Below are 25,287 nucleotides of genomic sequence, written 5' to 3' on the forward strand. Positions count from 1 at the left end.
AGATAGCCGGGTTTATATGCGTTATCAGCTTGGAGCTTGTGCTTGCCTGTGAGTACACTCTGGTCGGAAACCTCTTCGGTGAAAGGTGATATCTCTTTGTCCCAGGCTTTTACTTTAGCTTTTAATCGCGAAGGCCCGCGAATTGCCGGTTTGCTGCGTGATTATCGCCTTGTACCCACCGGGATCAGGTTTGCCGCGCTTACGGCAGCGATCGGCGTGTTATCGGCTTGCCAGCCTACGGTTCGCGTCGAGGCGCCCAAGGAGCCGATCACCATCAATCTGAATGTCAAACTCGACGCGGAAGTGCGGCTGAAGCTGGAAGAGCAGGCACGCGAAGAAGTTGAAGCTAACCCGGATATCTTCTGATGCGCAGTGCGAATGACATAATGAACTCTGACGCCGGCCGGGTGCAGCGCGCACCCGACGAACGGCCCACCACCCTATGTTCCAGAACAACTGGTCAACACAATATGACAGATACGAACCTGATTGGCCGCCGGGCCGCACTTTGCTCTCTTGCGGCATTCGCTGCCCTTGGCATCGGTGCTGCGGGCCGACCCGCCTTTGCTGCCTCGCTTGATGATCTGCGCAAACAAGGAACTGTCGGCGAACGTTTCGACGGGCTCGCGGTCGCACGCGACGGCGGTGCCAAAAAAGTCGTGAAAGACGTAAATGCGAAGCGCAGTAAAATCTATCAGCGCGAAGCCAAAAAGACGGGTGCGGACGTCACTTCTGTCGGTAAGATTTACGCCAAACAGATAATGAAAAAAGCCCCGTCTGGAACCTGGTTTCTGAACGAAAAAGGCAAGTGGGTTCAGAAATAACGATTGTATTCTTTTCCTAGCCTTTACGGTCTAATTCAAGGCTCTACATGGGCCGTGTAGAAATCTGCCGTAAGACCATTCTTCGGGAAGCCATCTGCCCTATGAACACTGAATTGACGGGGAAACGCGCCGTTGTAACAGCAGGGGCGGGTGGATCCGGCCTCGTGATCGCGCAGGGCTTGGCGGCCGAGGGTGCTGAAGTCTTTGTTTGTGATGTCGACGAAACTGCGATTGGGAACCTGCCAGAGAGTTTGACGGGTTCCTTCGTTGATGTCTCCGACCCCGATGCGGTCGACGCGTGGCTGGCGCCGATTGTTGCCGACGGAATCGACATCCTGATCAACAATGCCGGAATTGCCGGACCGACAGCGGCGATTGAGGATATTACCACCGAAGATTGGCGACGCTGTCTTACGATCGATCTCGACAGCCAGTTTTTCTGCACGCGCGCCGTCGTGCCAGCTATGAAAAAGAACGGCTCCGGTGCGATCGTCAATATCTCCTCGACGACCGGTTTGATGGGTTTGCCCATGCGTGCCCCTTATGTCGCCGCCAAGTTTGCTATCGTCGGTCTGACAAAGACGCTGGCGATGGAGTTGGGCCGGGACAATATCCGGGTCAACGCCATTGCGCCTGGATCGATCACCGGCGACCGCATGGAACGTGTGATTGCGGCGCATGCTACCGCCGACGGGATTTCCGAAGATCGGGTGCGGGCGATGTACACCCAGGGCGTTTCCTTGGCGAGTTTTGTCGAGCCCGAAGAGATCTCTGACATGGTCGTCTATCTCTGTTCTGCGCGGGGCAGGCGGATCACCGGGCAGGTGATTGCCGTCGATGGCGGTACTGAGACGCTCTATCCTCGAGAACTCAGTTAGGCTTTTCAGGTCCGCCGTCTTGCAGATCGAATGCCTGCGGAAAGAGGGCGGCCACGAAACGGAAGACGATTCTCTTTGCCGTGGCGCGGTTGAACTGGTCGCTGTGCAGGAAGAAGTCGACCCACATACCTTCCAAAAGAGCGATGGTGCCGTGCGTGGCGTCCCGAGCAAGCATCTCAGGGTTCTCCGATTGTGCTGCGATCTCAAGATATGTCTCAAAGATCAAGTTCCGAAGCGCGTCGTCCCGGGTATCTGAGTAAGCCATAAACGCGTTGTCGGACCGGGCTTCACCGCGAAAGGCGTACCAGATATTGACTGACTTGCGGGTCAGAATTTCCTCGCTGAGGTCGGCGGTGACGATGGCCTCCAGCTTATCCTGCGGTTTAGGGCCAGCCTGACTCAGAAACCCATCCAGCTTGGCGTAATATTGTTCGCTCATGTGGCGGGCAACGCCGACCAGAAGGTCCTCTTTGCTCTGAAAATGCAGATGTACCATGCCGCGCGAGAGCCCGGCTCGCTCGATAATCCGAGTTACCGAGGTGTTGGCAATGCCGTGATCAGAAATGACATCAGCTGTCGCTTCCACGAGCATCTCCCGATGCCGGACCTTCTTGAGTGCTCGCTTTTGCGGTTTGTCTTTCATGGTAACTAGCTATTGACCCATCGCCGGATTCTAGTCTAGATATATTTATGGACGATTGTCCATTTTTGAATTCTGAAGGGCAATTTGAGAGTGTGAGCTAGTCTCAATCTCCGATTGACGCGATCTAACATGGCGATCTCGCTCAGATCAGACAGCGCAAAGGGCTATGCGCTCAGTATGCCGGCAGTGGTCTACGTCGGTTTTCTGGTCGCCGTCCCTCTGGCGTTAATGGTCGCGCATAGCTTCTGGACTCAGGATTACATCGACATTAACCGTGAGTTGACCCTCGAGAACTACCGGCAAGCCGTGGACGATCCGCTGATCCGTCTTTTGTTGATCCGTTCAGTGGTGATTGCCGGGCTTGTGACCGGTCTGACGGTTCTGCTGGCTTATCCGATTGCCTACTTCATTGCCTTTAAGACCCAGAAGAAGGCTCTTTGGCTGATCCTGGTGACGATCCCGTTTTGGAGCAGTTATTTGCTTCGGGTCTTCGCGTGGAAATTGATTCTCGGTTACAACGGCGTGCTCAACAGCGGACTGCTGACGGTCGGGCTGATCGATGAACCTCTGAGTTTCATTCTTTACAATCCCAACGCCGTTGTCCTGACACTTGCCCACGCCTGGGCACCCTTTGCGATCCTGCCGATATATGTCTCGCTCCAGAAAATCGACCCCAGCCTGCTGGAGGCGGCGACAGATCTGGGAAATACGGCGATCGAACGGTTTTTACGGGTGACGCTGCCGCTCTCCATTCCAGGGGTTATTGCCGCCAGCCTGATTATCTTTATCCCCACTGTCGGTGACTATGTAACGCCGGCACTTGTGGGCGGGGCCGACGGAAAGATGATCGCCAATTTGATCCAGGTCCAGTTCGGTGCGGCCAACGACTGGCCCATGGGGGCGACTCTCTCGATAATGGCAATTCTGGTCGTGGCTTTCGTGGCCGCCGTCTTTGTCATTTCACTGCGCTCGGCCGGGCGGCGGATCCGATGACGAGGCTTCAGCATCTCCGGCCGGGCTTGGGCAGCTATGCGGCGGCCTACTTGGCATTTCTCTATTTGCCGGTGCTGTTCCTTCCGGTGTTTTCCTTTAACGCGGGAACCATTGTGGCCTTTCCGCTGACCGGGTTTACCTTTCAATGGTACGAGAAGCTGGCGGAAGCCGATGCTCTGCTGGGCGCTTTGGGCAACAGCCTGATCGTAGGCTTGGCAACAGCGGTAATCAGCACTGCTATCGGTTTGTTCGCCGCCCGCGCGTTTGCCCGGCACAGCTTTTTCGGTCGTGGACCTGCCGAGGGTCTGGTGATGTTGCCGTTGGTCATACCGGGCATCATCGTTGCCTCGTCCATGTTAGTGCTGTTCATCAATATGGGACTCCAACCTTCTCTTTTGACCATCATTGCCGGACACGTCTTTCTCGCCTTGCCGTTCGCCGTGTCGATCTTGAAATCTTCCTTTGATCAGTTCGACGGGTCGCTGGAAGAGGCAGCCTATGATCTTGGCGAGACGGTCGTGGGAACCTTCAGACGCGTGACGTTGCCGGTGGTTGCTCCAGGCATAGTTTCGAGTTTTCTGGTGACCTTTACGGTGTCCTTTGACGAATTTGTGCTGGCGTTCTTTCTGGCCGGAAACGAGCCGACTTTGCCGGTCTACATCTGGAGCCAGATACGCTTTCCGGCCAAGCTGCCCAATACTCTGGCCCTGGGCACGCTGCTGATCCTGGGCTCCATCCTTCTTCTGCTCGCCGCGGAGTATTTCCGCCGCAGGGCCGAACGCTCGTCCGCTTCACGCTAAAGGTTTCGACTCATGGAAAGTGATGCACCTATCGTCGTTGTGAAGGACATCGAAAAACGCTTCGGCAATTACGTCGCCGTGAGTGATTTTAATCTCGACCTTAAGCAACGAGAGTTCTTTTCGCTGCTCGGCCCTTCGGGCTGCGGCAAGACCACGGCGCTACGTATGATCGCCGGCTTTCAACAACCCAGCAAAGGCGAGATTTTTATCGACGGCGCGCCTATGCGCGACGTGCCGGCCAATCTGCGGCCCACCAACATGGTGTTTCAGAGTTACGCGATCTTTCCCCATTTGAACGTCGCCGACAATGTGGGTTTCGGGCTTCGCAAGAAAGGTCTGAGCCGGCAGGAGATCGATCAGCAGGTCAGAGAGGCGCTCGAGATGGTCGAGCTGCCCAACTTGGGTACGCGTAAGGCCGACGAACTTTCCGGCGGGCAGCGTCAACGGGTGGCCCTGGCACGTGCTTTGGTGATGCGGCCAAAGGTACTGCTGCTGGACGAGCCCCTTTCCGCACTCGATAAGAAACTGCGGGAAACCATGCAGTTAGAGTTGCGCCGATTGCAGCAGTCGGTTGGTATTACCTTCGTGATGGTCACTCATGACCAGTACGAAGCGATGACTATGTCAGACCGTATCGGGGTCATGTTCCAGGGCAAGCTGGCACAGGTCGATACTCCGAAACGGCTGTACAGCGCGCCCCTGAACCGCGAAGTGGCCTCGTTCGTCGGCAGCATGAATTTTCTGAAAACCTCCCTGCGTGCGGAAGCGGCCGATGTGTTGCGAGTCGAGGCCGATGGGGTTGGCCCTATGGCCGTCAAACGTAACCCCTACGGCATCGAATCGGGTCACGAGCCGCTAGTGGGTATCCGGCCTGAACAGCTGGAGATCGGAACAGCGCAACCCTCGGGCTACGACGTTGCGGTAAAGGGTAAAGTTACGAACGTCGCCTTCTACGGCGAGAGCATCCATTACTACGTTGGCATCGACGGTCAGGACGAGCCGTGCGCTGTCGCAGTCACCAACTACTTCCATACGGTGGACCATCAAGTAGGGGATGACGTTTGGATTGGATTCCAAAATTCGTCCGTCATCGATCTCGGAAAATACCAAGAAACAGGAAGCCCGGGATTCTAGGGAGACTAAAAATGAGCTTAAGGAGAAGAACAATGAAGGCGACCGAGAAGCCTCTCTTGTCCAGGTCGATAATTGCCGGCGTTGCCGTTGCAGGAGCGATCTGGTCGGGCGAAGTAAAGGCAGAAGGATCAGATCTGCGCGTGTTCGATTGGTCCGGCTATGAAGACAGCGGTTTTTTTCAACCCTATATGGATAAGCATGGCAGCGCGCCGTCCTATGCCTTTTTCGGCAGCGAGGAGGAAGCCTATACCAAGCTGCGATCCGGTTTCAGTTCGGACCTTGCGCATCCCTGCATCGGCGTGACGCGAAAATGGGCTGACGCTGGGTTGATCAAACCGCTCGACACAACGAAGATCAAGAATTGGGATCAGCTCCTGCCGACGATAAAAACCGTCTCCGGTGTCGCCTTTGACGGCAAGACCTGGATGATGCCTTTTGATTGGGGCAATTCGGGGCTGATCTACCGCACGGACAAGGTCGACGCAGAAAAGATTTCACTTGATCTGGTCACCGGGCCGGAGTTCGAAGGCAAAGTGGCCATCCCCGACATTGTGACCAGTGCCTACGCCATGGCGTCTCTCGCCATTGGCCTGCGCGACTGGACTAATATGACTGATGCGCAGTTCAAGGAAGCCTCAGCTTATCTTAGGAAGCTACACAAAAATGTCCGCTTTTACTGGTCCGATCCGGGGCAACTCGACCAGGCACTTGCCAGCGGCGAAATTGTCGCTGGTTGGGGGTGGAACCAGACGGAACTGAACCTGCTTGCCAACAAGACACCGGCCACCATGATGAAGGACGTCGACAAGGGTGTTGCCACCTGGGTCTGCGGCTATGTGCACCTGGCGAATGGGACCATGTCGGATGAACAGGTCTACGACATGCTGAATGCTTTAAGCGATGTGAATTCCGGCAAATACATCATCGAAGCCTGGGGCTACGCGCACGCCAACGCGGACGCCTATGGCAAGGTCGATCCTGCGTTGGTCAAGAGCTACGGTTTCGACAATGCCGAGGTGTTCCTGAAGGAAAGCCTGCTGACCTCCGCACTCGATCCAAAGACCGAAGCGAAAATGACGAAGGAATTCGAGCGTATAAAAGCGGGGTTCTGATGCGCAACCGGGACCAGGTCAGAGCTTATCTGTAAAGTGCGGCCTGGTCTCACCGACTCTCTTAAAGACAAGCGCATGCTGGTAGACGGGAATGCTGAAAAAAACCGGTTATGACATTCTGTTCGAACCCTTGGCTATCGGTCCGGTGACGGCGAAGAACAGGTTTTACCAAGTGCCGCACTGTTGCGGCATGGGGCATTTGCGCCCCCGGGCACACGCTGCCATGCGGGCCACGAAAGCCGAGGGAGGCTGGGCTGTCGTCAGCACGGAAGAGGCCGAGATCCACCCGAGCTCGGACCTTTCACCCTACGCGGAACAGCGTATCTGGGATGAAAGAGATGTCCCGGCGCTGCGGTTGATGACAGATGCGGTGCACAAGCACGGCGCGCTGGCGGCGATCGAATTGGTCCACAACGGGCATCACGCGCCGAACCTCTATTCCCGCGCGCCTGCGCTCGCACCCTCGGACACTTCGCTGGAGCTCGTCTATCCCAAGCAGGCGCGCGCCATGAGCAAGACCGATATTCGCGAGTTCCGGCGCTGGCATCGCCTGGCTGCCCGCCGGGCAAAGCAAGCGGGCTTCGACATCGTTTATGTCTATGCCGGTCACTCCATGACCCTGACACAGCATTTTCTTTTGCCGGAGTTCAACACCAGAAGTGACGAATATGGGGGAAGCCTGGAAAACAGAGCGCGACTGATTCGCGAGCTTCTGGAGGAAACCAAGGAGGAGATCGGTGATACTTGCGCCGTTGCCTTAAGATTTGCGGTTGACGAGCTGAAGGGCGCTGACGGCATGCAGGCGGCCGAGGAGGGGCGGGCAGTTGTCGAGCTTTTGGCGGAACTGCCGGACCTCTGGGACGTCAACGTTTCCGATTGGGCGAATGATTCGCAAACCACCCGCTTTGCCTTGGAGGACGGCTATCAGATCCCCTACATAGACTTCGTTAAGCAGGTGACCAGTAAACCCGTGGTCGCGGTGAGCCGCTTGAGCTCTCCCGACATGATGGCCTCTCTCATCAAGCGAAAGGTCGTGGATTTTATCGGCGCGGCACGCCCGTCCATTGCCGATCCCTTCCTGCCGTCCAAAATCGAATCGAACCGGACCGATGAAATCCGCGAATGCATCGGCTGTAATATTTGCGTCTCCTCCGATACGCTCGGTGTTCCCATCCGCTGTACACAGAATCCGACCATGGGCGATGAATGGCGCCGTGGCTGGCATCCGGAACGGATCGAACCGAAAGTGTCGGAGGCTGCCGCACTAGTGGTCGGAGGTGGTCCGTCGGGACTTGAATGTGCCCTGCAACTGGCCCGCCGCGGATATCAGGTCACACTGGCCGAAGCCTCCGACCGTCTTGGCGGCCGCGTCGCCGAGGAGGCAAGCCTGAAAGGTCTTTCGGCCTGGCTGCGCGTGCGGGACAACCGGCTGTACGAGCTGCAGCAGAAAGCCAACGTGGATATCTTCACCGGCAGCGAATTGTCGGCTGCGCACATTCGCGAACTGGAAATCGAGAATGTCTTCCTGGCTACGGGTGCCCGCTGGCGCGTCGACGGCGTCGGGCGCAGCAGCCGAAAGGCGATTGCCGGTCTAGGCTCGATGCAGGTTTTTACCCCTCATGATATTATGACAGGCGCAGCGCTGCCAGAAGGTCCGTTGGTCGTTTACGACGACGATCAGTGCTATCTGGGCGGCGTCGTCGCGGACCACCTGAGCGCGGCCGGATATGACACCTCCATCGTCACACCCGCCGCTGTGGTCTCGCCCTGGACCAGCTATACCCTGGAACAGGAACGGGTTCAGCGAACCCTGTTGCAACAGGGGGTGAAAATCCATGCAAATCGAACCTTATCTCACGCGCGGGAAAACTCCATCGAAGCCAACTGCGTCTTCACGGGTGAAGCTATTGAACTTCCTTGTGCGGGTCTCATTCTGGTCACAGAGCGCCTACCTCAAATGAAGCTTTACCGGCACCTGATGAAACTCCAAGAATCGGGCGATCTTGGCGGCATGCCGCTCAGGCTTGAAGTCATCGGTGACGCGCTGGCACCTGGATTGATTGCCGATGCCGTTTACTCCGGCCATCTTGCTGCGCGGAGTTTCGAAGCTGACCCGGATAAAGTCGACTCTGCCCTCTATCGGCGGGAAATGCCGTCGCTGTCTGATCAAAGGTGAAGACCATGTGCGGAATGGAATCCCGTCAGGGAATGGATGAGCAATCGATTGAGGTCTGCGTCGGCAGGTTTCAGACAGGTCAGTCGCTCGAACGGCAGTTCTATACCTCCGAGCAGATTTATCAGCAGGAGCTCGAGAAGATTTGGGGCGGAAGCTGGATTTGGGCTGGGCACATCAGCCAGTTGGCAAACAAGGGTGATTATTTTCTCTTCGAGGTCGGATCGGAATCCGTCATTGTTGTACGTGATGGGACTGGGGCCATCTGCGCACACCTAAACGTCTGTCGGCACCGTGGTTCAAGGATCTGTTTGGAGCCTTGTGGAAATCTGCGGGCATTCTCCTGTCCCTATCACGCCTGGACCTACAGCCTGAACGGCGACCTGCGCAGCCGGCGGATGATGCCCGATGGCTTCGATCGCGCAGACCATGGATTGTTGCCGGTCAAGGTGATCGATTTTCAGGGTCTGATCTTCATTTGTCTGTCCGAAACTCCACCGCCAATCGAACCTGCGCTCGAACGCCTGGCGCCGATGACCGCCCCTTTCCAGTTCGAAAACCTGAAGATCGCCCACCACGCCTCCTATCCGGTTCCCGCTAACTGGAAGCTGGCGCTGGAGAATTATCTCGAGTGCTACCACTGTGCGCCGGCACACAAGGAGTATTCCAAATCACATAGCCTAAAGGACCCGGCCGCCATGACGCCGGAATTGATCGAAGCGATGCAGGCACGGTCTGTTAACGTGGGCTTGCCCACCGGAGAACTCAACGAAACCGGTGAGGATGCACGTGCGCCGGGTGCCGATGTTTATTACCGCCGCTACCCGCTTTTCCCCGGCTATGTGACCGGCAGTCGGAACGGTGAGGGACTTGCCCCTCTGCTGGGCAACCTGACCGATTACGACGGTGGTGCCACGGATATTCAGATCGGTCCGCTCAACAATTTTCTCGTCTATTCGGACTATCTGGTGGGCTATCGTTTCGTGCCGACCAGCCTCCAAACCACGGACATACAGACTGTCTGGCTGGTTCGATCCGATGCCGAGGAGGGAAGGGATTACGATCTAGAGCATCTGACTTGGCTCTGGCACGTGACCACCTTGGATGACGAACGGATTATCCGGCATAACCAAGAAGGTGTAAATTCCCTCTACTATCGCCCAGGCCCACTGTCTTCTATGGAGTGGGGGATCGTTGATTTCCACCATAACTATTTGAAGATGCTTGTTTAAAACGACATTCACTCAGATCGAAAGGAGCATTCGCCGTGGCTAGGCAAATGCTCCTTCCCGCAAACCACGATCGGGATTCTAGCCTAAGCGGCGTTGGGTGCCTTTGGCGCTTCTGCCAAGTGGTCACGTTTGACCCAGACGCGTGCGCCTTGCCCACCTGCCGTTGCTTGAGTGCTGCTCCCCGTCGGTAACCGCAGCCAGGATTGCGGCTCAAAGCTTTCTCCGGCCTCCATAAAGGCCCCGTCGAGCACCAGAAGCTCCATGCCCTCCGCCGCGACGAGATCTACCTGAGCATCGGGCTGCCACCTTTCCAGCCAGACCTCTTCCCGGCTGTCTTGGAACAGCGGCATAACCTCGACGCCCGGTCGTTTTGGATCTGCGACGAAGGCCATTTTGTTGGTATCGATCTGGACATGAGTCCGGTCGGCCAGATCGAACTGCCAGAGTTTGACAAAGATCGTGCAGCCAAGCGCAGAGCCGGGTGTGTGGCTGGATTCCGGCGGGTTGCGGATGTAACTGCCCGCTGGAAAGTCACCGTGTTCGTCCTGGAATACACCGTCGAGTACGAAGAACTCCTCGCCGCCGGTATGAACGTGCGGCGAGAAGCTGCTTTCCGGAGCGTAGCGAACGATCGATGTTGCGCGCGCGACCTCGTCGCCGAGGCGGTCAAGCATCCGGCGATCGACACCGGGCATGGGCGAACTCTTCCAGGGGAGCTTGGCCGCATGCACGGCGACGCGCTGAGAGAAATCGGCATTCAGTTCCATGACTTCGTCCTCAATTTATCCGGCAATGCTGGGCCGTTCGGCGATGCGCTGGCGCCAGGATTTTAGATTGCTGCAATCATCCGGTACATCGATTTTCGCAAAGTCGGCGAAGGCCAGCCCGGCAAATGCCGTGATGTCAGCCATCGAGAAGCTATCACCTGCGACATAAGGTTGATCCGCCAGCTTGCTGTCGAAATAGCGCATTCCGGCTATGGCGCGCTCGCGCTGATGGTTACCCCATTCGGCACATTGATAGCCTTCAATGTCCGGGCCTAATCCGGGAGTGGCGTGATGGAAGTAAGTTGCAACTGCGTCCAGCAGGCCTGATTCAGCGCGCCTCTGCATCATGTGAATCACGGCGCGTTCCTTCGGCGTGTTCCCGGTCAGTGATGTCTCGCCAGAAACATGATCGAGATATTCGGTAATGGCGGTGCATTCCGCGATCGTCGTGCCGTCTTCGAGCTCAAGAACCGGAACTGCACCGGAAGGGTTCTTTTTGAGGAAAGCTTCCTTTTGATGTTCGCCGCTCGGCACATCGACGGTAACAAATTCGACTTGGTCCATAAGGCCTTTTTCCGCCAGGGCGATTCTAACTCGTGCCGGGTTCGGAAAACCCTCGAAATCATAAATCTTCATTGTCGCATCCATTCATCTATCTATCAGTAGGTAGATTTATCTAACTTGCAATTCGAACGATGTCAAGCCTATCTAGTGATAGGTTGAGTGACGAATTGGTGATGACGTGAGTGAAACTTTTGACAAATTGATGGATGCAGCGGAGAACGGCATCCGATTGCGCGGTTACCACGCTGTCAGTTTTCGTGATCTCGCAGAGGAACTGGGCATCAAGAGCTCCAGCGTTCACTACTATTTCCGCCAGAAAGAGGACCTGGGTCTCGCATTGGTCGAGCGATATGCCGCCCGGTTTTTTGCCGCGCTGGATACCAAGGTCGAAAAAGCGAAAACGCCGGAAGACCGTATTCGCGCCTTTGCCGAGCTCTATCGAGAAGCTCTGACGGGTTCCGACCGGATTTGTCTTTGTGGTATGCTGGGTGCAGAAAGCTGTGGGTTGCCGCCGACTTTGTCGAAGGCCGCTGGTGAGTTTCTGCAGGAGAATATCAACTGGGTTGCTGCTGCGCTTCCTAAAGCACTACCGTCCAAGGCGCGCCATAAGAAGGCGATGCACATCGTAGCGACATTACAAGGCGGGATGATCCTGGCGAGTAGTCTGAAAGATTATGGCATCTATGACAATGCGGTGCAGGATTTGCTTGCAGCGTAAAATCGACTGACAAAGATCAGGTCGTACGCTGTCAAAAACTGAGTGGGGCGTTGTCCACGACTTCCTTCATGACGAAAAAGGTCCGCGTTTGCCGCACGCCGGGCAGGGCGATCAGCTGCTCGCCGTGCAATCGGTTGAAGTCGGCCATATCGCGCACACGGATCTTCAGGAAATAGTCGAAGTCGCCGGCCACCAGATGGCAATCCAGAATGAAACTCAATCCTTTGATTGCGGCCTCGAAAGCGGCGAAGCTCTCCGGCGTGGAGCGGTCCAACACGACGCCGACCATAACCAGCGCTGCTCGCTCGACCTTGTGTGGGTCGACCTGAGCCCGCACAGATTGAACGTATCCGAGGTCAAACAGTCTTTGCGTTCGGCGGTGACAGGTTGCGGCGCTGGCATTGACCCGGCGCGCCAGTTCCGCGTTTCCCATGCGGCCGTCCTGCTGCAACAGGCGGAGAATCTTCATATCCGTCCGGTCGAGGCTGTTGTCTATGGAAGATTCTTTCATATTTTACACTAGAATTGAGGTGGTCGGTCAGAATATCCGCAGTTTTAATTGAGATGGTGAATTTTGTTATCTAATTGTGAGAGCACATTTCGTGCCTTTTTGTCTAGCCTCTCTGTAAGGTTTTGAACAAGGAGAGACGAGACATGCTGGAAAAATTCGACCGTTATCCACTTACATTCGGTCCGACGCCGATCGAGAAACTTGAACGCCTGTCTGCACATCTGGGGGGCGGAGTGGAACTCTACGCGAAGCGCGAAGACTGTAACTCGGGCCTTGCCTTTGGAGGCAACAAGGTTCGCAAGTTGGAATACATCGTGCCGGACGCGATTGCATCGGGAGCAGATACTCTGGTGTCTATTGGTGGGGTTCAGTCAAACCACACCAGGCAGGTAGCCGCAGTTGCGGCCAAGATCGGTATGAAGTGCCGGCTGGTTCAGGAGAGCTGGGTTCCCTTCGAAGATGCCGTCTATGATCGTGTCGGCAACATTTTGATGAGCCGTGTTATGGGGGCCGAGATCGAGTTGGTCGACGAAGGCTTCGATATCGGGATTCGTGAAAGCTGGGAAAACGCCCTTGAGGATGTAAGATCGAAAGGTGGCAAGCCCTATCCCATTCCGGCCGGCGCTTCAGTTCATAAATACGGTGGTCTCGGTTTCGTCGGCTTTGCCGAGGAAGTGCGCGCGCAGGAAAAAGAGCTCGGGTTTGCTTTTGACTACATTGTCGTCTGTACCGTCACCGGATCGACCCATGCGGGAATGGTGGTCGGGTTTGCCAAAGACGGGCGCGCGGACAAAGTGATCGGTATCGATGCGTCCTGCACGCCTGATCAGACCCGTGCACAGGTGCTGGATATCGCACAAAAGACGGCGGAACTGGTTGATCTGGGACGTGAGATCGAGGCCGAGGATGTGGTCTTGAAAACAGAATACGCCTATCCGGTATACGGTGTTCCCTCGGCGGAAACCAATGATGCCATGCGCCTTTGTGCGCGCATGGAAGGCATGATGACCGACCCGGTTTACGAAGGGAAATCGATGCAGGGCATGATCGACCTCGTGCGCAAGGGATTCTTTCCCGCTGGATCCAAGGTGCTCTATGCGCATCTGGGCGGCGTGCCGGCCATCAACGGTTACAGCTACGTTTACCGGAACGGCTGATACCCGTCCCTCCGGCACCTGCTCGGCAGTTACCATTGAACGGCACCAACTCATTTTTCGATCAAGATAACGTCATTTTGTCTTTCTGCAGAAAGGGTGCAGAACGGAGTTCAAAGCGCCTGTGGTTGGGAGCAAACTCTCTCTCAGGCGCCGCAACCCGATTTTCCATCTGTTTTGCCACCGGCTCTTTTCCGGTTGGCACGCCGCTGAACGATCGCTGACTCCTTTTGCAAACGGGAGTGCGGTCGGCGAAAGGGAGGCTCCGATGAAAAAGACAATTGCTCTGTTAGCCGTTCTGGGAATGCCGGCACTGGCTATGGCTCATCCGGTGGACGCCGCGGACATTGTTGCCGGTGCGAAGACTGCCGAAGTTTGCGCAGCCTGTCATGGTGGTAACGGCGTCAGCGTAAGCGACGATATTCCAAACCTTGCTGGTCAGAAAACCAAATACCTGATCACTCAGCTCAGGGCATTCCGCGAAGGCGATCGAACCAACGCCCTGATGAATGCTATTGCAGCACAACTCGATGACACCGAAATCGAAAATGTGGCAGCGTTCTTTTCGGGCCAGTTGGGCGCAGGTGCAGATGGAGAAAGTTCGGACTTGCTGCCGGAACTCGCGGCCGACCGAGTTACCTTTCCAGATAACTATAAAGCGACCTACACGCACTACACCACGATCAGCTTTCCGAACCGCAAGCAGGTCCGTTTTTACTACGCCAACGAAGCGGCTCTAAAGGCGGCTGGTGAGGGGAACGCCTTTCCGCATGGCTCGTTCTTGATGGTCGAGGTCTATAAGGCCAAGCTGGACGCGAATGGCGAACCGGTCGAAGGGGATGACGGTCACTACGTGGCCGACAAGCTGGCCGCCTATTCGACCATGGAGAAGCAACCCGGTTGGGGCGACAGCGTTCCCGATATCCTGCGCAACGGCGACTGGAGTTACGCAGTTTTCTCAGCGGACAAAACCGTCAAGACCGGTATCAACGAGGCCAAGTGCCTGGCTTGCTATAAGCCGCTGGTCGACGAGGATTACGTCTTTTCACTACCTCAGCTTCAGGAGAAAGCGGCGGATTAATGCTTGCGAATCTCAGATCGAGAGAATGAAGTCCGCCATTGCAACACTCGTACCGTTGACCATGATTTCGAGCCGATGTTGTCCTGCGTAGTACCGCCGTGTGGTGATCGGGCGGATAGCATGCCTTTTTCCAATGGCGATGTGTGCGCCTGCTTCGATTTGCGTCGTTTTCCATTTGAAGACCTTCGGCGTTTGCTTGCCGTTCGCCTTCATGTGATGAACGACGTAATCGATCATCAGTTTCTGCTCCTGACGGGCGGTCGAGTTCAAGGATAGCTCGAACTTCAACTCACTGCCGAGGGTGAGCACGGGCGTCTGTATTTGAAGTTCTGCAGAAACCTTCTCGGGTTTGTCGAAACCGAAAACGCCGAGCGCCGTTCCATGACCCTGCTTCAGCAATGACCGGCAGGCGTGGCGGATTAGGCGCTTTCGATCCTTGGAGGCATTTGTCATCCAGTCGGCGGCGGTGTTGGCGACAAGATCTGGGTGGTCTTTAGAGATGTCGTTAAGGTTGTTGGCAACCGAGCGGCGCACATACTCCTCGGGATCATCTCTGAGTGTCGTCAGGATCGGAAGGATTGGCCTGGGATCTTTGACCAGTTCCGGCAGTCGCATGGCCCAGGGCAGACGCGGACGGCAGCCTTCCGAGGCGAGGCGCCTGACATGGAAATTCTTACTTTTGCTCCAACGCACCATCTGTTCCAACGCCCGACTCTGATTGGCAATGAGGAAGTGTCGGACACCGAACTCAGAGGTAAAGAGCGAAGTGATATCTCTCAATAGGTCCATGGCAGTATCAAAATGCTCTTGCCCGGCGCGGCCGATGTAGTCGTTGAGCGGCATGATCGCCCAGCCGGAGAGACCGGGTTTGTTCTTGCCAGGCAGGCTGGCACGAAGGACAGCTGCTGCCTGTTCGAAGTCGCTTGGCAGGTGGCGTTCCAGCGCCGTGACAATCTGGTTTGAGCGTTGCTTTAATTCCAGCTCTTCAAGATTGCGTTGAGCGTTTGCGATGAAACGCTCCCTGGGGAATGCAGGCCAGGCGATCCCGAGATGGCAAGCCATCCCGGTGATCAGTTCCTCGCTGATGAAGTTCTTGAAAGGCTCAGGCATTTCTGTCTTTACGCGCCACTGGACAGCAGTTTGTCGGATGTAAAGTGGGCGAGCAGTTTGACATCAGATACGGCGCTGAAAATCTCCACGAATTCCGGATCGGTCTTAACCCTTTCGCCTGCCGCCTTAGCGCTATCGTGGTCGTCCCATTCGATCAGATCGGCCATCATAGTTTCCGGCTCGATGCCGCTGAGCGCGCGGTAAGCACGAAACCCGGGATAAGTTTTCGCCGACTCCATGGATTTACGGCGGGCAGCGATAGCGGTCTCCCGGTCGGTCACTTCGTAGACGATGATTTCGTAAATGGTGTTGTTCATGGCGGGGTTCCTTGTTGTTTGCTTGTCCCCATAAAACACATCGCTACTGACAACCTTATGGCCATTGAATTATGCTATGAGGAATTATGAGACCTGCCGAACGCCTTTTCCGGATCATTCAGATCATGCGAGCGACCGGCCGCGTGATGACTGCCGCCGAAATCGCGGAGCGGTTGGAGGTGTCGGCCCGCACCGTCTATCGGGACCTGGGGCATTTGATGGCTTCGGGCGCGCCGATCGACGGGGAACGCGGTATTGGCTATCTGTTGCGCGAAGCTTTTGACGCTCCGCCACTGACCTTTACTTTCGAGCAACTGGAGGCCCTCGCATTCGGCGCGAAGGCGGTACAGGCCCTCGCGGGCGAAGATCTTGGGATTGCCGCGCGAGAGGCCCTGGCCAAGATCGAAACGTCGATCCCGCCTGAACACGCGCGCCGTCTGAAGACGGCTCCGCTGTTTGCGGTACGGGGTGCGAAACAGCCGAAACCACCCAAATCGCTTGGATCGATACGGCGAGCGATATCTGAGCGCCACAGGCTCAGGATCGATTATAGAAGCCTTCTGGACAAGCGAAGCGAACGGACCATCCGTCCCTTGGGGCTGACCAACTTCGGCGCAGTCTGGCTGTTGACTGCCTGGTGCGAGCTCAGGAACGACTTTCGCGATTTTCGCGTCGACCGAATTGAGGAATTCGCAGTTCAACGGAAGCGATTCAAGGTCGAGGCTGATAAGAGCTTCGAAGCCTATCTTGCGCGTTTCCCCGATTGCTAGCGTGCTATCGTTCGTGATTGAAGCGATAAAGAATGTAAATCCGCTCTAGGTACGCAGCCACCCGTTCGGAACTTGATAGCCGTGTACATCCAGTGTCGGATCCCTGCCATCAAGTCGAGCAGTTTCCACGTAGTAGCCGGAAAGTGGATTGCTTTCTATCTGTTTGGTTTGGAGGAACCATTCGATTCGGCTGTCGGCCCAGATTCGGTTCTGCGGTCCGTTGGCGGGACGGGTCGCCTCAAGGCGGATCTGTTCGATCAAGTGATGATCGTAGCTCTCCATAATCAAGCCGTCTTTTTTGCCGGCCACATGGCGGCGGTTAAAGACGATCGATCGCCATGCCAGGTTACCGAGCAGGCTGTCGTATTCCGGGGCGGTGTGAAACTGTATTGGCATCAACAAATGCCAAACTGACCGCGGAACAATGTGATCGGCATCCGTGAACGTGCCCTGAGTTCCCTCTGCTCGGTCGTTACGTTCGATATAGAACAATAACTGAGGATCCCGTTGTCGGGTCTGTTCGATCAAGAACGCACGGTATCCGTCAGCTCTTGACGGGTAGAGGCCCTGTTGCAGATGCGCCTGGCATCGGGAAACGAATGCTGCAGCGGTGGCTGGGATCTGTGATGCCATAATCATGGTCTGAAGTTCCCTTGAATTGATAGTCGCGCATCGCCGTCGTCGGAACGATGCTTCCTGTTAAGGCTACGTTCCTACCGGTGAATTGGATGCGGCGTGTTGCAAGACTCAAGTGAGGTGCAGCAGATCAAGGCCGCGCTCTGGTCGTGGGCGGTGACCTGCACCATCAGGCTGTTGAATGCGAAGCGCAGACCGGACGCAAAGTCGAGTGCGTCGCTCTTTGCCAAGATCGCAAGCCCTCTTGGCGGCGCTAATCCGCTACTGCTGAAGCGACCTCCAAAAGAAAGGCACATTTTGAAGCATTCCGTTTTGCCTCGTCAGCTCAGCAGCGGCCAGCCGAAGCAGAGATGCATGACTGGAGTAATTGGAGCCTCGAGTTCCAGGATGTCAGCTGTGGCTTCGTCTTTAAAGCCGGCGACAATAACCGACCCAAGCCCGTCGGCCGAGGCCATTAGCTGAAGGTTCTGCGCGACGGCGCCTGCTTCGATGTAAACGTAACGCAATCCGCGCAGACCATAAGGTGGTTGCTCCACGAAAGCCCGGGACGCAGCGGCAAAATCAGCACAGACAGTGATGATGCCGGCGGCCTCGCCAATCCATGGCTGGTCTTCGAGGGCGGCGGCTTGAAGCTCACGGCGCAGGTCGCGTCGGATGATTGGTTCCAGGGTCTTTGCGTCGCCGGCAACGCTATAAGTGCCTGGTTCGAGACCGTCGATATTCCCGGCAGTGAACCGCAAATTCAGCGGATGCAATGCGTGCGCCGACGGAGCGGTGCGCTTGCCGCTCTCATCGGTAACGCCCTGTGCCGCCCAGAGCAAACGGTGCACCTTGCTCACGGACACCGACCGATCCTGGAAATCTCTCTGAGTGCGGCGGTTTGAAATCGCCTCTTCGAGGCCTGTGCCACGCATGTAAAGGCTCCTTGGTGATTCTTCCGACAAACATAAAGGCGTGGCGTAAGGGTTTGGAAGGGTTGAATTGTATCGATACTTTCGGCCAATTCCGGCTGGAACAGCGGCTGAGGGATTTGCGCAGCTTGAGGGCAGGTCAGACTGCCGGGGAGTCTGGAGGCTTTGGGAGCGGGGGAGGCCGTCAGTCCGATGACCAGTGTTATGGCGTGAACCTTAGAACCCGATAACCCAAACGATACTTGTGGTTAGATCCGCATACCAAGCCACAAGGACTACAAGAATGGCGATTTGAGGGAACCGCATCACTACAAGTTTGACAAGGCGAAGGAGCGATTGACGTGAGCGCAGGCGGATTGTGCCTGGTCGAAGCAGTGTGATAGGCAGCAATGCACCGCAAGCCAGTTCGATCGCAAGATCGAATGACAGACGAAAGACCATAACCGTGAGAAAAATGACGAGATAGGCTGAAATCGCGGCAACGGAGGGCCAGTGCCTTGAGAGCTTGAAGGGACTGATGATCAATAAGCCTGAAACAAGAGCGAGGGGAACGAGCAGCAGCAGAACCGGCTCGAAGACAAACGGCATTGCAGGGAGAAGTGATTTGGCTGCTTCGCTGATAACTATGAGGGCAAGTGCCGTGCCGACTAAGGCGGCTACTGCGAAGATGTAGCTGATAGGGATATTGCGAGCCGCAGCAGCGGTGGATAGATGAGTAACTCGGTCTCTCCAAGCCCAGGCTGCAAAGCTTAGACCAAGGGGCAGGCTTGCTGATGTACTCGAAGTCAACAACACCAAGTAACCACAGCCGTTTCCAAGTGACCGAAATATGCTGGATCGATCTCTACCCGCACCAAATCTTGAGCGTGATATCCTAAAAATCGTTACCGCAACTGTTGCCACAAAGAGAAAAACCGACCAAAGCAATAGGGTCTTCACCAGAGCTTTGTTTGCCGCAATTCCATTGTACAGGCCACCGCTAAAGAAGTATGCCGTCAGGCAGCAAACGAGCACCCAGCTCCAAAAATGCCGTGCGAAAACCCTTGGTAGCGGGTTCACCATAAGACGGCGGCTCAAGAAGCCAAGAATGGGATGACGACTGCCCAGGGAGTCGATCACCGAGCTCAATATCAAAAGTGGAATGGCGACATTTATAGTCGATTTAAGACTACCAGCATTCCAATGATGGGTCAGGTCCCACCAGAGATCTGCTTTCTTATGCGACCATGGTGCAGGTAAAAGGTGGCCCCATACATAGTAGGCGCAAAAGACCGCTGCTATTATTGCGAAGGGAAGCCCTAGTAAGCGCCAGAACGACAACAACAAGACCAGCAAGGTCAGAATTGACAGGGCCGAAAGGACGGGGTTGGTGCCGGCGAGCGGGGAAACTCCGAGGCTGTCGTATAGCCAGGGCGCGGTGGCCATAATCGCCAGGACCACCGGCAAAAGATAGGGCTTCCAATTTCGCTGCGTCTCTTTTGTGCAAGTCCAGATTATTAGAAACGCCATTGCCGTTGCACACGCCGCAACCGTGCTCGGATTCACAAAGGGTAGTTGGTAACCAAGCAGTTTTGTCCATTGAATGGACTCATATACGGACAGCAATATCCAGAGCAGCGATCCCGTCATACAGAGTTTTGAATAGCGAAAACCTGGCATCAGGAGCTGTTGGTCTTTTCTTCTAGAGAGGAATTGTGCGGGGGATTCTGCGGAAAGCTTCTGAATTCCTTTTCCTCAGTCTTTTTACTTGATCATTGTTGTAGGTTCAGCCGCTTATTAAGGATACGGGAAAGTGCCAAAAGTCCGAGAAGGCACAAAGGAATTTGCCCAGCCCGGCGTATACGCAGAATGCTGCGAAGATGTCGGTATCGAAGAAATGGTGCCCCATGACAGACTCGAACTGCCAACCCCCTGATTACAAATCAGGTGCTCTACCAGTTGAGCTAATGGGGCTCACGTCGTGGCAGCGCCTGGATGGTGCTGCGCGGCAGAACGGGCGGAAAATAGTGCTTTCCGCGCGTGAGGGCAACTGGTCATTTCATCGTTTTTGATTACTGTTGCCGGTCCATGAAAAGGCTGGCTATTGAGGGACGTGCAAGAGGTGCAGATTACACCCACGCGCGCACTCTTTAAGGGCGTTAACACTTTTGGGTTGGATGCCACAACTTTGCACCTATCTTGCCCTTGGTTTGACGCAACAGGTTAACGGGTGTCGGCTCTAGTGTTTAACCCATTGAAGGAAACCGGGTGTCATCAAAAGGAACCGACATGGGCCAGATTGATCGAGGATACGACATTTCGACCATTGCGCGCCTTATGTTGCCCGAAGATGTTGAACGCGATTCACTGACCCTGCTCGACGTGCTGGATTGTGATCCAGAGCGTATGGAGCCGATTTTTACCGTTAAGGATCCCGCCACGCAGTTCCGAGGCGAGTACGCTTCGTAACTCATCTCTGGCCGTTATGATCGGGTCCGATACTATTTTGTTCCTCTGGAATCGCCGGACAACATAGCCTCATAATCCGTTTAGTGACGAGATCGCCATCAAGACGTTGGCTTGGCGAAGGCGTTTTTACCACGTCAAAGCGAGTTCATTTTTTTAAGACGTCCAACAACTCCTTTTTTAAATTGGCCTGCGAGATCTCGGACGATAGGGATCCGACTATGACCTTCCGGTCTGTCCATGCGAGTCCGTAAATGCCTGCGCTTCCCCGTCGCACCTGCAGTCTGGCCAGCAAAGGTTTTCAGCGAGTTTGTTCCGCGCTCATTGTGCCGGCGCTGGGAACTAAGCCACTAAACTATATTGATAATTAATTTTAGGTTGCAAGAAATATCACGCAAAACGTGTAATTAATTCCCATGCTTCAGGGCTTTTTTCCGCTATTTTTATTTGTGTATATCGTTTATCTCTGCATTTTGGAGTAAGCATTGGTAGTTGCGATGTCGTGTCGGGGGGAGGAAAGCCATTTCTGATTCTGCGTCCTGGGATCTCGCCGATCAGATAGCCAAGGAGAATTTTTCGAATCTAAACCGCCTCCATGCCGATCGCGGAGTTTTACCTCCAAAGATTGCATGGCGCCCCGATAGTCATGCGCTAAAACAGGAGCAATTGCAGTTCCTAATGGCTTACTGGGCTGGCCTCAGCAGCGAAGAGTCGTTTGTTGCTGCTAAGGAAATCGATCCGCTCGATATGTGGCCCGCCCTCGGTTTCGTAATGCTTGTAGATGTCGTCGACGACGGCGCCGATTTCCGCTTTCGCGTTTATGGCTCAGCGATCGCCCAGTCGGTTGAACTGGACGTCACTGGAAAATTGATGTCGGAAGTTCCCTGGAAAGGCGTTGTCATGGATTTTTTCTACGCCGTTTATAGAGCGGTGCTTATCCGGCCCGAGCCGCTGTATACCGAGCACGAACCGCCTACAACGATCGGCGTAAAGCTTTGGCATCGTCTGATGCTGCCCCTGATGGATGAAGACCGGAAGGTTTGCCGCGTGCTTGTGGGGAATGTGCCCGGCGAGTGGCGCAAGCCGGTCAAGGAAGGGTCGGTTTAGCGATCAATTCGCCATATTGAGCAACTGACGGACCGCCAGGGTCGATTTTCGGTTGATAGCTACACTAGTCCACCAGGAATTCGGGACACTTCGAGGCAACTGATGACGCACTTTACGTTGATGTCGCGTGGAGCCTTAGAAAGTCGTCTGCGGTCCAGGCTGATGCCGGGACCGCAGCTGGTCGTACTTATAGGACGCCGAGGTCTTTGGCGGTGACGTCCAGGGTCTCGCGTGCACGTTTGACCAATTCGTCAATTTCCTTACGCGACATGATCAAAGGTGGCGAAACCACGAGCGTGTCGCCTACGGCCCGCATGACCAAGCCATTGCCCATCGCATAGTCCTTGCAGAGTGCACCGGTTGTTCCGACATCCGGAAAACGCATGTGGGTCGCTTTATCCTTCACCAATTCAATGGCGCCCAGAAAACCGACACCCCTGACTTCTCCGACCAAGGGATGGTCAGCCAACTCGCCTAGTCGTGCCTGGAGGTAGGGGCCAGTATCGTCACGGACCTGTTCAACGATTTTTTCCTCTTCGAGCAGCCGGATATTTTCCAGCGCCACGGCGCAGCAGACCGGATGACCCGAGTAGGTGAAGCCGTGATAAAACTCGCCGCCATCTTCGATCAGTGTGTTGGCCACGCGTTCGCCGACCATAACAGCCGAGAGAGGCAGGTAGCCTGAGGAAATGCCTTTGGCCAGCGGCATGATGTCGGGGTCAATGTCGAAGGTTTCGCAGCCGAACCAGTTTCCCGTACGCCCAAAGCCACAGATCACTTCGTCCGCGATCAGCAGGATGTCGTGCTTGCGGCAGATTTCCTGCACCTTCGGCCAGTAGCTTTCCGGCGGGATGATGACACCGCCGGCGCCCTGAACCGGCTCACCGATAAAGGCCGCGACATTCTGTGCACCGAGGATCAGGATCCGGTTCTCAAGCGCTTCGGCTGCCTTTAATCCCAGTTCATCCGGTGTGAGATCTCCGCCCAGGTCATACCAGTAGGGCTGCATGACATGTTCGAATCCGGGCAAGGGCAGGTCGGCCTGCCCGTGCATAGCCGCCATGCCGCCGAGGCTTGCGGCTGCCATGGTGCTGCCATGGTAGGCATTGTTGCGGCTGATGAAGATCTTTTTGCTTGGCTTGCCGGCAAGATTCCAAAAATGGCGTACCATGCGCACGATAGTATCGTTGGCTTCAGAGCCCGATGAACCATAGAAGACATGGTTCAGACCCTCCGGCGTGATCCGGGCCAGTTTCTCCGCCAACTCCACCGAAGACGGTGTCGCGGTCTTGAAAAACGTATTGTAGTAGGGCAATTCCAGCATCTGGTCATAGGCGACCTGGGCCAGCTCTTTACGGCCGTAACCCAGGTTCACACACCAGAGGCCGGCCATCCCGTCCAGGATCTGATTGCCTTCGGAGTCAGTCAGCCAGACGCCTTCAGCTTTGGTGATAATGCGGCTGCCGCCGTCTTTCGCCAAGGCTTTGCCGTCGGTGAAGGGGTGTAAGTGGTGTGCCGCATCGGCTTCGCGCCACCAGGTGGTTTCATTGCGGGCAAGTTGGGTGCTCATGATCGGAATTCCTCGAATTGTCTGGCATCGAAAACGGCATGGAAATGCCGTTTGAAGAAGGGACCGGCATCTTTAACGCGTCTTTTCAGACTGTTATGGACCGGTGCTCAGACCTTTAAGGATTGAAGCCGATTCTTGCGCAAAGGATCAGAAGCTCGGCAAGACGTGACGGTAGCGCAGCGTCCGAACTGTGTCGATTTTTGCAGGTCATGTTGTCCACTGGCCGCATGATTGACCGTCGATCCTGAGGGTGAATGCTATCGTTACAGATAGAGGATACCAAATCCATAGGTTGTGCGCAAAATTCTCGACCAGCAAGCTTGTCTTTCCGCGCAAAGTCAGACGTTCAGGAGCAGATGTTCACGCTCCCAGGAGGAGATCACCTTCTGATAGGCAAGCAGTTCGGTTTCCTTCACGATTGTGACGGCGTCGATGAACTTTTCGCCTAGGATCGGTTTGATCGCGCGCGTGCCGTTGAACCGGGAGAGCGCGTCGTAGAGTGTACGCGGCAGAGTGTGAGCAAGCCGGTAGGCACTGCCTTCGACCGGCGAGCGCGGCTTGAGCTTTTGAGTCATGCCCAAATAGCCGCAAGCCAGCGAGGCTGCGATTGCCAGATATGGATTGGCGTCGGCTCCGGCGAGCCGGTTTTCCACCCTGCGGCCAGAGGCGTCCGAGTGGGGTACGCGCAGGCCGACGGTTCGGTTGTCGTAGGCCCAATGGGTATTGATTGGGGCGTCTGAATCGGGAATCAGGCGGCGATAGCTATTCACGTTCGGCGCCAGCAGCGGCATCATCGCCGGCAGGTGTTTTTGCAGTCCGGCAATGTGCTGGTGGAACAGCTTGGTGTCCTTGCCGTTCTTTTGCGAGAAAAGGTTTTTACCGGTCTCCGAGCTCAGCAGACTTTGATGGATATGCATGGAGCTACCGGGTTCGTCCTGCATCGGTTTGGCCATGAACGTTGCATAGACTGAATGACGCAACCCTGCTTCGCGCACCGTGCGTTTGAAAAGGAAGGCCTGGTCCGCGAGCAATAATGGATCGCCGTGATTGAAGTTCATCTCCATCTGCGCTGCACCTGATTCATGAGTCAGGGTGTCGACATCCAGGTTCTGAGCCTCGCAGTAGTCGTAGACGTCCTCAAATAGCGGATCAAACTCGTTCACCGCATCCACGCCGAACGCCTGCCGTGAAGTTTCTCGCCGCCCAGAACGTCCGATCGGCGGTTCCAGCGGATAGTCGGGGTCGGTATTGACATCGACCAAGAAGAATTCCAATTCCGGCGCGATGATGGGCTGCCAGCTTTTCTCTTCATAGAGCGACAGGATGCGGCGCAGCAGATGACGCGCTGAGATGTCGACCGGGCCGCCATCCAGAAAAAAGGCGTCGCAGATCACCTGGGCGGTCGGGTCGCTATACCAGGGCACCACCCTGATGGTGCTGGGGTCGGGCAGAAGATAGACGTCCTGAACCGCCGGGCTGATCACCGCGTCTTCGTTGTCGGGGTAATGACCGTTGACCGTCTGTACGAAAACGCCTTCCGGGATGCGTAATCCGTTGTTTCGCATTCCCTGAACGAACTTGGCAGCCGGAAGGATTTTGCCTCGGGCAATTCCGGCCATGTCGGGCACCAGGCATTCGACCTCGTCAATTTTATGCTCTTTCAGGAAGGCTTCGATTGATTCCATGAGGGAACTCTCTGGCTGATAACGCAGGTCCGTTTTTGGACTGCACTGTGGTCTGCAGGAAAGGAATTGGGGGAAATTCCCCGCACAGCTTGCGAAATTATGGATAACAAATCGCTAACACGGACGCAGGACAGCCGCAACTCCCCAACCTT

27 protein-coding genes and 1 tRNA gene are annotated in these 25,287 nt (G+C 55.6%); 15 read left to right on the forward strand and 13 right to left on the reverse strand.

What is annotated here, in order from left to right:
* The first annotated feature begins 78 nt into the window (after window positions 1-78).
* The 3 genes from QMZ18_RS13760 (at window position 79) to QMZ18_RS13770 (ending at window position 1,702) form a co-directional block, all read left to right on the forward strand.
* Window positions 79-366, forward strand: a complete 288-nt coding sequence (locus QMZ18_RS13760; protein ID WP_282606884.1) for a YnbE family lipoprotein — start codon at window positions 79-81, stop codon at window positions 364-366.
* Window positions 367-470: 104 nt separating this feature from the next.
* Window positions 471-824: a YdbL family protein gene (locus QMZ18_RS13765; protein WP_282606885.1), complete on the forward strand. Its 354-nt coding sequence runs from the start codon at window positions 471-473 to the stop codon at window positions 822-824.
* A 101-nt stretch (window positions 825-925) separates the two neighbouring features.
* The gene (locus QMZ18_RS13770) at window positions 926-1,702 is read left to right on the forward strand and encodes an SDR family oxidoreductase (protein ID WP_282606886.1); all 777 of its coding nucleotides are present in this window, start codon (window positions 926-928) and stop codon (window positions 1,700-1,702) included.
* Here the strand turns inward: QMZ18_RS13770 and QMZ18_RS13775 are convergent.
* Entirely contained in the window at window positions 1,695-2,288 is a 594-nt protein-coding gene (locus QMZ18_RS13775) for a TetR family transcriptional regulator C-terminal domain-containing protein (RefSeq protein ID WP_282606887.1), read from the reverse strand. The two genes, QMZ18_RS13770 and QMZ18_RS13775, sit on opposite strands and share 8 nt — an antisense overlap.
* Before the next feature lie 186 nt (window positions 2,289-2,474).
* On the opposite strand from QMZ18_RS13775, the gene QMZ18_RS13780 reads away from it, so the two are divergent.
* The 6 genes from QMZ18_RS13780 (at window position 2,475) to QMZ18_RS13805 (ending at window position 9,789) form a co-directional block, all read left to right on the forward strand.
* Entirely contained in the window at window positions 2,475-3,338 is an 864-nt protein-coding gene (locus QMZ18_RS13780; RefSeq protein WP_282606888.1) for an ABC transporter permease, read from the forward strand.
* Window positions 3,335-4,138, forward strand: a complete 804-nt coding sequence (locus QMZ18_RS13785; protein ID WP_282606889.1) for an ABC transporter permease — start codon at window positions 3,335-3,337, stop codon at window positions 4,136-4,138. Before QMZ18_RS13780 ends, QMZ18_RS13785 begins: the two co-directional genes overlap by 4 nt.
* 12 nt (window positions 4,139-4,150) lie before the next feature.
* Window positions 4,151-5,272 (forward strand): ABC transporter ATP-binding protein, encoded by a 1,122-nt coding sequence (locus QMZ18_RS13790; RefSeq protein ID WP_282606890.1) that lies wholly within the window; start codon window positions 4,151-4,153, stop codon window positions 5,270-5,272.
* A gap of 32 nt (window positions 5,273-5,304) precedes the next feature.
* Window positions 5,305-6,384: an extracellular solute-binding protein gene (locus QMZ18_RS13795; RefSeq protein ID WP_282606891.1), complete on the forward strand. Its 1,080-nt coding sequence runs from the start codon at window positions 5,305-5,307 to the stop codon at window positions 6,382-6,384.
* 91 nt (window positions 6,385-6,475) lie between these two features.
* Window positions 6,476-8,560: an FAD-dependent oxidoreductase gene (locus QMZ18_RS13800; RefSeq protein ID WP_282606892.1), complete on the forward strand. Its 2,085-nt coding sequence runs from the start codon at window positions 6,476-6,478 to the stop codon at window positions 8,558-8,560.
* 5 nt (window positions 8,561-8,565) lie between these two features.
* Complete coding sequence (locus QMZ18_RS13805) at window positions 8,566-9,789, forward strand: aromatic ring-hydroxylating dioxygenase subunit alpha (RefSeq protein WP_282606893.1); 1,224 nt, start codon at window positions 8,566-8,568, stop codon at window positions 9,787-9,789.
* 83 nt (window positions 9,790-9,872) lie between these two features.
* On the opposite strand, the gene QMZ18_RS13810 is transcribed toward QMZ18_RS13805, so the two are convergent.
* Together QMZ18_RS13810 and QMZ18_RS13815 are read right to left on the reverse strand one after the other, a co-directional pair.
* Window positions 9,873-10,556 (reverse strand): cupin domain-containing protein, encoded by a 684-nt coding sequence (locus QMZ18_RS13810; protein ID WP_282606894.1) that lies wholly within the window; start codon window positions 10,554-10,556, stop codon window positions 9,873-9,875.
* A 15-nt stretch (window positions 10,557-10,571) separates the two neighbouring features.
* Entirely contained in the window at window positions 10,572-11,192 is a 621-nt protein-coding gene (locus tag QMZ18_RS13815; protein WP_282606895.1) for a glutathione S-transferase family protein, read from the reverse strand.
* 106 nt (window positions 11,193-11,298) lie between these two features.
* Between QMZ18_RS13815 and QMZ18_RS13820 the strand changes: the two genes are divergently transcribed.
* Entirely contained in the window at window positions 11,299-11,838 is a 540-nt protein-coding gene (locus QMZ18_RS13820; protein WP_282606896.1) for a TetR/AcrR family transcriptional regulator, read from the forward strand.
* A gap of 31 nt (window positions 11,839-11,869) precedes the next feature.
* On the opposite strand, the gene QMZ18_RS13825 is transcribed toward QMZ18_RS13820, so the two are convergent.
* Window positions 11,870-12,349, reverse strand: a complete 480-nt coding sequence (locus tag QMZ18_RS13825; protein WP_282606897.1) for an Lrp/AsnC family transcriptional regulator — start codon at window positions 12,347-12,349, stop codon at window positions 11,870-11,872.
* A 143-nt stretch (window positions 12,350-12,492) separates the two neighbouring features.
* On the opposite strand from QMZ18_RS13825, the gene QMZ18_RS13830 reads away from it, so the two are divergent.
* Entirely contained in the window at window positions 12,493-13,506 is a 1,014-nt protein-coding gene (locus QMZ18_RS13830; protein WP_282606898.1) for a 1-aminocyclopropane-1-carboxylate deaminase, read from the forward strand.
* A gap of 265 nt (window positions 13,507-13,771) precedes the next feature.
* A complete protein-coding gene (locus QMZ18_RS13835; RefSeq protein ID WP_282606899.1) occupies window positions 13,772-14,584 on the forward strand; it encodes a cytochrome P460 family protein in 813 nt (270 codons plus the stop codon).
* Window positions 14,585-14,596: 12 nt separating this feature from the next.
* Here QMZ18_RS13835 and QMZ18_RS13840 read toward each other — a convergent pair whose 3' ends face one another.
* Entirely contained in the window at window positions 14,597-15,694 is a 1,098-nt protein-coding gene (locus tag QMZ18_RS13840; protein WP_282606900.1) for a DNA alkylation repair protein, read from the reverse strand.
* Window positions 15,695-15,702: 8 nt separating this feature from the next.
* Entirely contained in the window at window positions 15,703-16,011 is a 309-nt protein-coding gene (locus QMZ18_RS13845; RefSeq protein ID WP_282606901.1) for an antibiotic biosynthesis monooxygenase, read from the reverse strand.
* Between the two features lie 86 nt (window positions 16,012-16,097).
* On the opposite strand from QMZ18_RS13845, the gene QMZ18_RS13850 reads away from it, so the two are divergent.
* On the forward strand, window positions 16,098-16,781 hold the full coding sequence (locus QMZ18_RS13850) for a YafY family protein (protein ID WP_282606902.1): 684 nt from the start codon (window positions 16,098-16,100) through the stop codon (window positions 16,779-16,781).
* Window positions 16,782-16,826: 45 nt separating this feature from the next.
* Here the strand turns inward: QMZ18_RS13850 and QMZ18_RS13855 are convergent, their stop codons facing one another.
* The 5 genes from QMZ18_RS13855 to QMZ18_RS13875 form a co-directional block, all read right to left on the reverse strand.
* Window positions 16,827-17,420 carry a hypothetical protein gene (locus tag QMZ18_RS13855; protein ID WP_282606903.1) on the reverse strand — a complete coding sequence of 198 codons (594 nt, stop codon included), beginning with the start codon at window positions 17,418-17,420 and terminating at the stop codon, window positions 16,827-16,829.
* A gap of 74 nt (window positions 17,421-17,494) precedes the next feature.
* Window positions 17,495-17,647, reverse strand: a complete 153-nt coding sequence (locus tag QMZ18_RS13860; RefSeq protein WP_282606904.1) for a hypothetical protein — start codon at window positions 17,645-17,647, stop codon at window positions 17,495-17,497.
* Window positions 17,648-17,737: 90 nt separating this feature from the next.
* On the reverse strand, window positions 17,738-18,331 hold the full coding sequence (locus tag QMZ18_RS13865) for a SagB/ThcOx family dehydrogenase (RefSeq protein WP_282606905.1): 594 nt from the start codon (window positions 18,329-18,331) through the stop codon (window positions 17,738-17,740).
* 213 nt (window positions 18,332-18,544) lie between these two features.
* Window positions 18,545-19,987: a hypothetical protein gene (locus QMZ18_RS13870; RefSeq protein WP_282606906.1), complete on the reverse strand. Its 1,443-nt coding sequence runs from the start codon at window positions 19,985-19,987 to the stop codon at window positions 18,545-18,547.
* A gap of 218 nt (window positions 19,988-20,205) precedes the next feature.
* Window positions 20,206-20,281, reverse strand: a tRNA-Thr gene (locus QMZ18_RS13875).
* 294 nt (window positions 20,282-20,575) lie between these two features.
* Between QMZ18_RS13875 and QMZ18_RS13880 the strand changes: the two genes are divergently transcribed.
* Both QMZ18_RS13880 and QMZ18_RS13885 read left to right on the forward strand, forming a co-directional pair.
* Window positions 20,576-20,776, forward strand: coding sequence for a hypothetical protein (locus QMZ18_RS13880; RefSeq protein ID WP_282606907.1), 201 nt, complete (start codon window positions 20,576-20,578; stop codon window positions 20,774-20,776).
* 663 nt (window positions 20,777-21,439) lie between these two features.
* Window positions 21,440-21,880, forward strand: a complete 441-nt coding sequence (locus QMZ18_RS13885) for a PAS domain-containing protein (protein WP_282606908.1) — start codon at window positions 21,440-21,442, stop codon at window positions 21,878-21,880.
* 187 nt (window positions 21,881-22,067) lie between these two features.
* Here QMZ18_RS13885 and QMZ18_RS13890 read toward each other — a convergent pair whose 3' ends face one another.
* Entirely contained in the window at window positions 22,068-23,450 is a 1,383-nt protein-coding gene (locus QMZ18_RS13890; RefSeq protein ID WP_282606909.1) for an aspartate aminotransferase family protein, read from the reverse strand.
* A 338-nt stretch (window positions 23,451-23,788) separates the two neighbouring features.
* A complete protein-coding gene (locus tag QMZ18_RS13895) occupies window positions 23,789-25,135 on the reverse strand; it encodes a glutamine synthetase family protein (RefSeq protein WP_282606910.1) in 1,347 nt (448 codons plus the stop codon).
* Window positions 25,136-25,287: the final 152 nt, after the last annotated feature.

It is taken from the genome of Pelagibius sp. Alg239-R121 (genome assembly GCF_947331435.1).
Classification (GTDB): Bacteria; Pseudomonadota; Alphaproteobacteria; order Kiloniellales; family Kiloniellaceae; genus Denitrobaculum.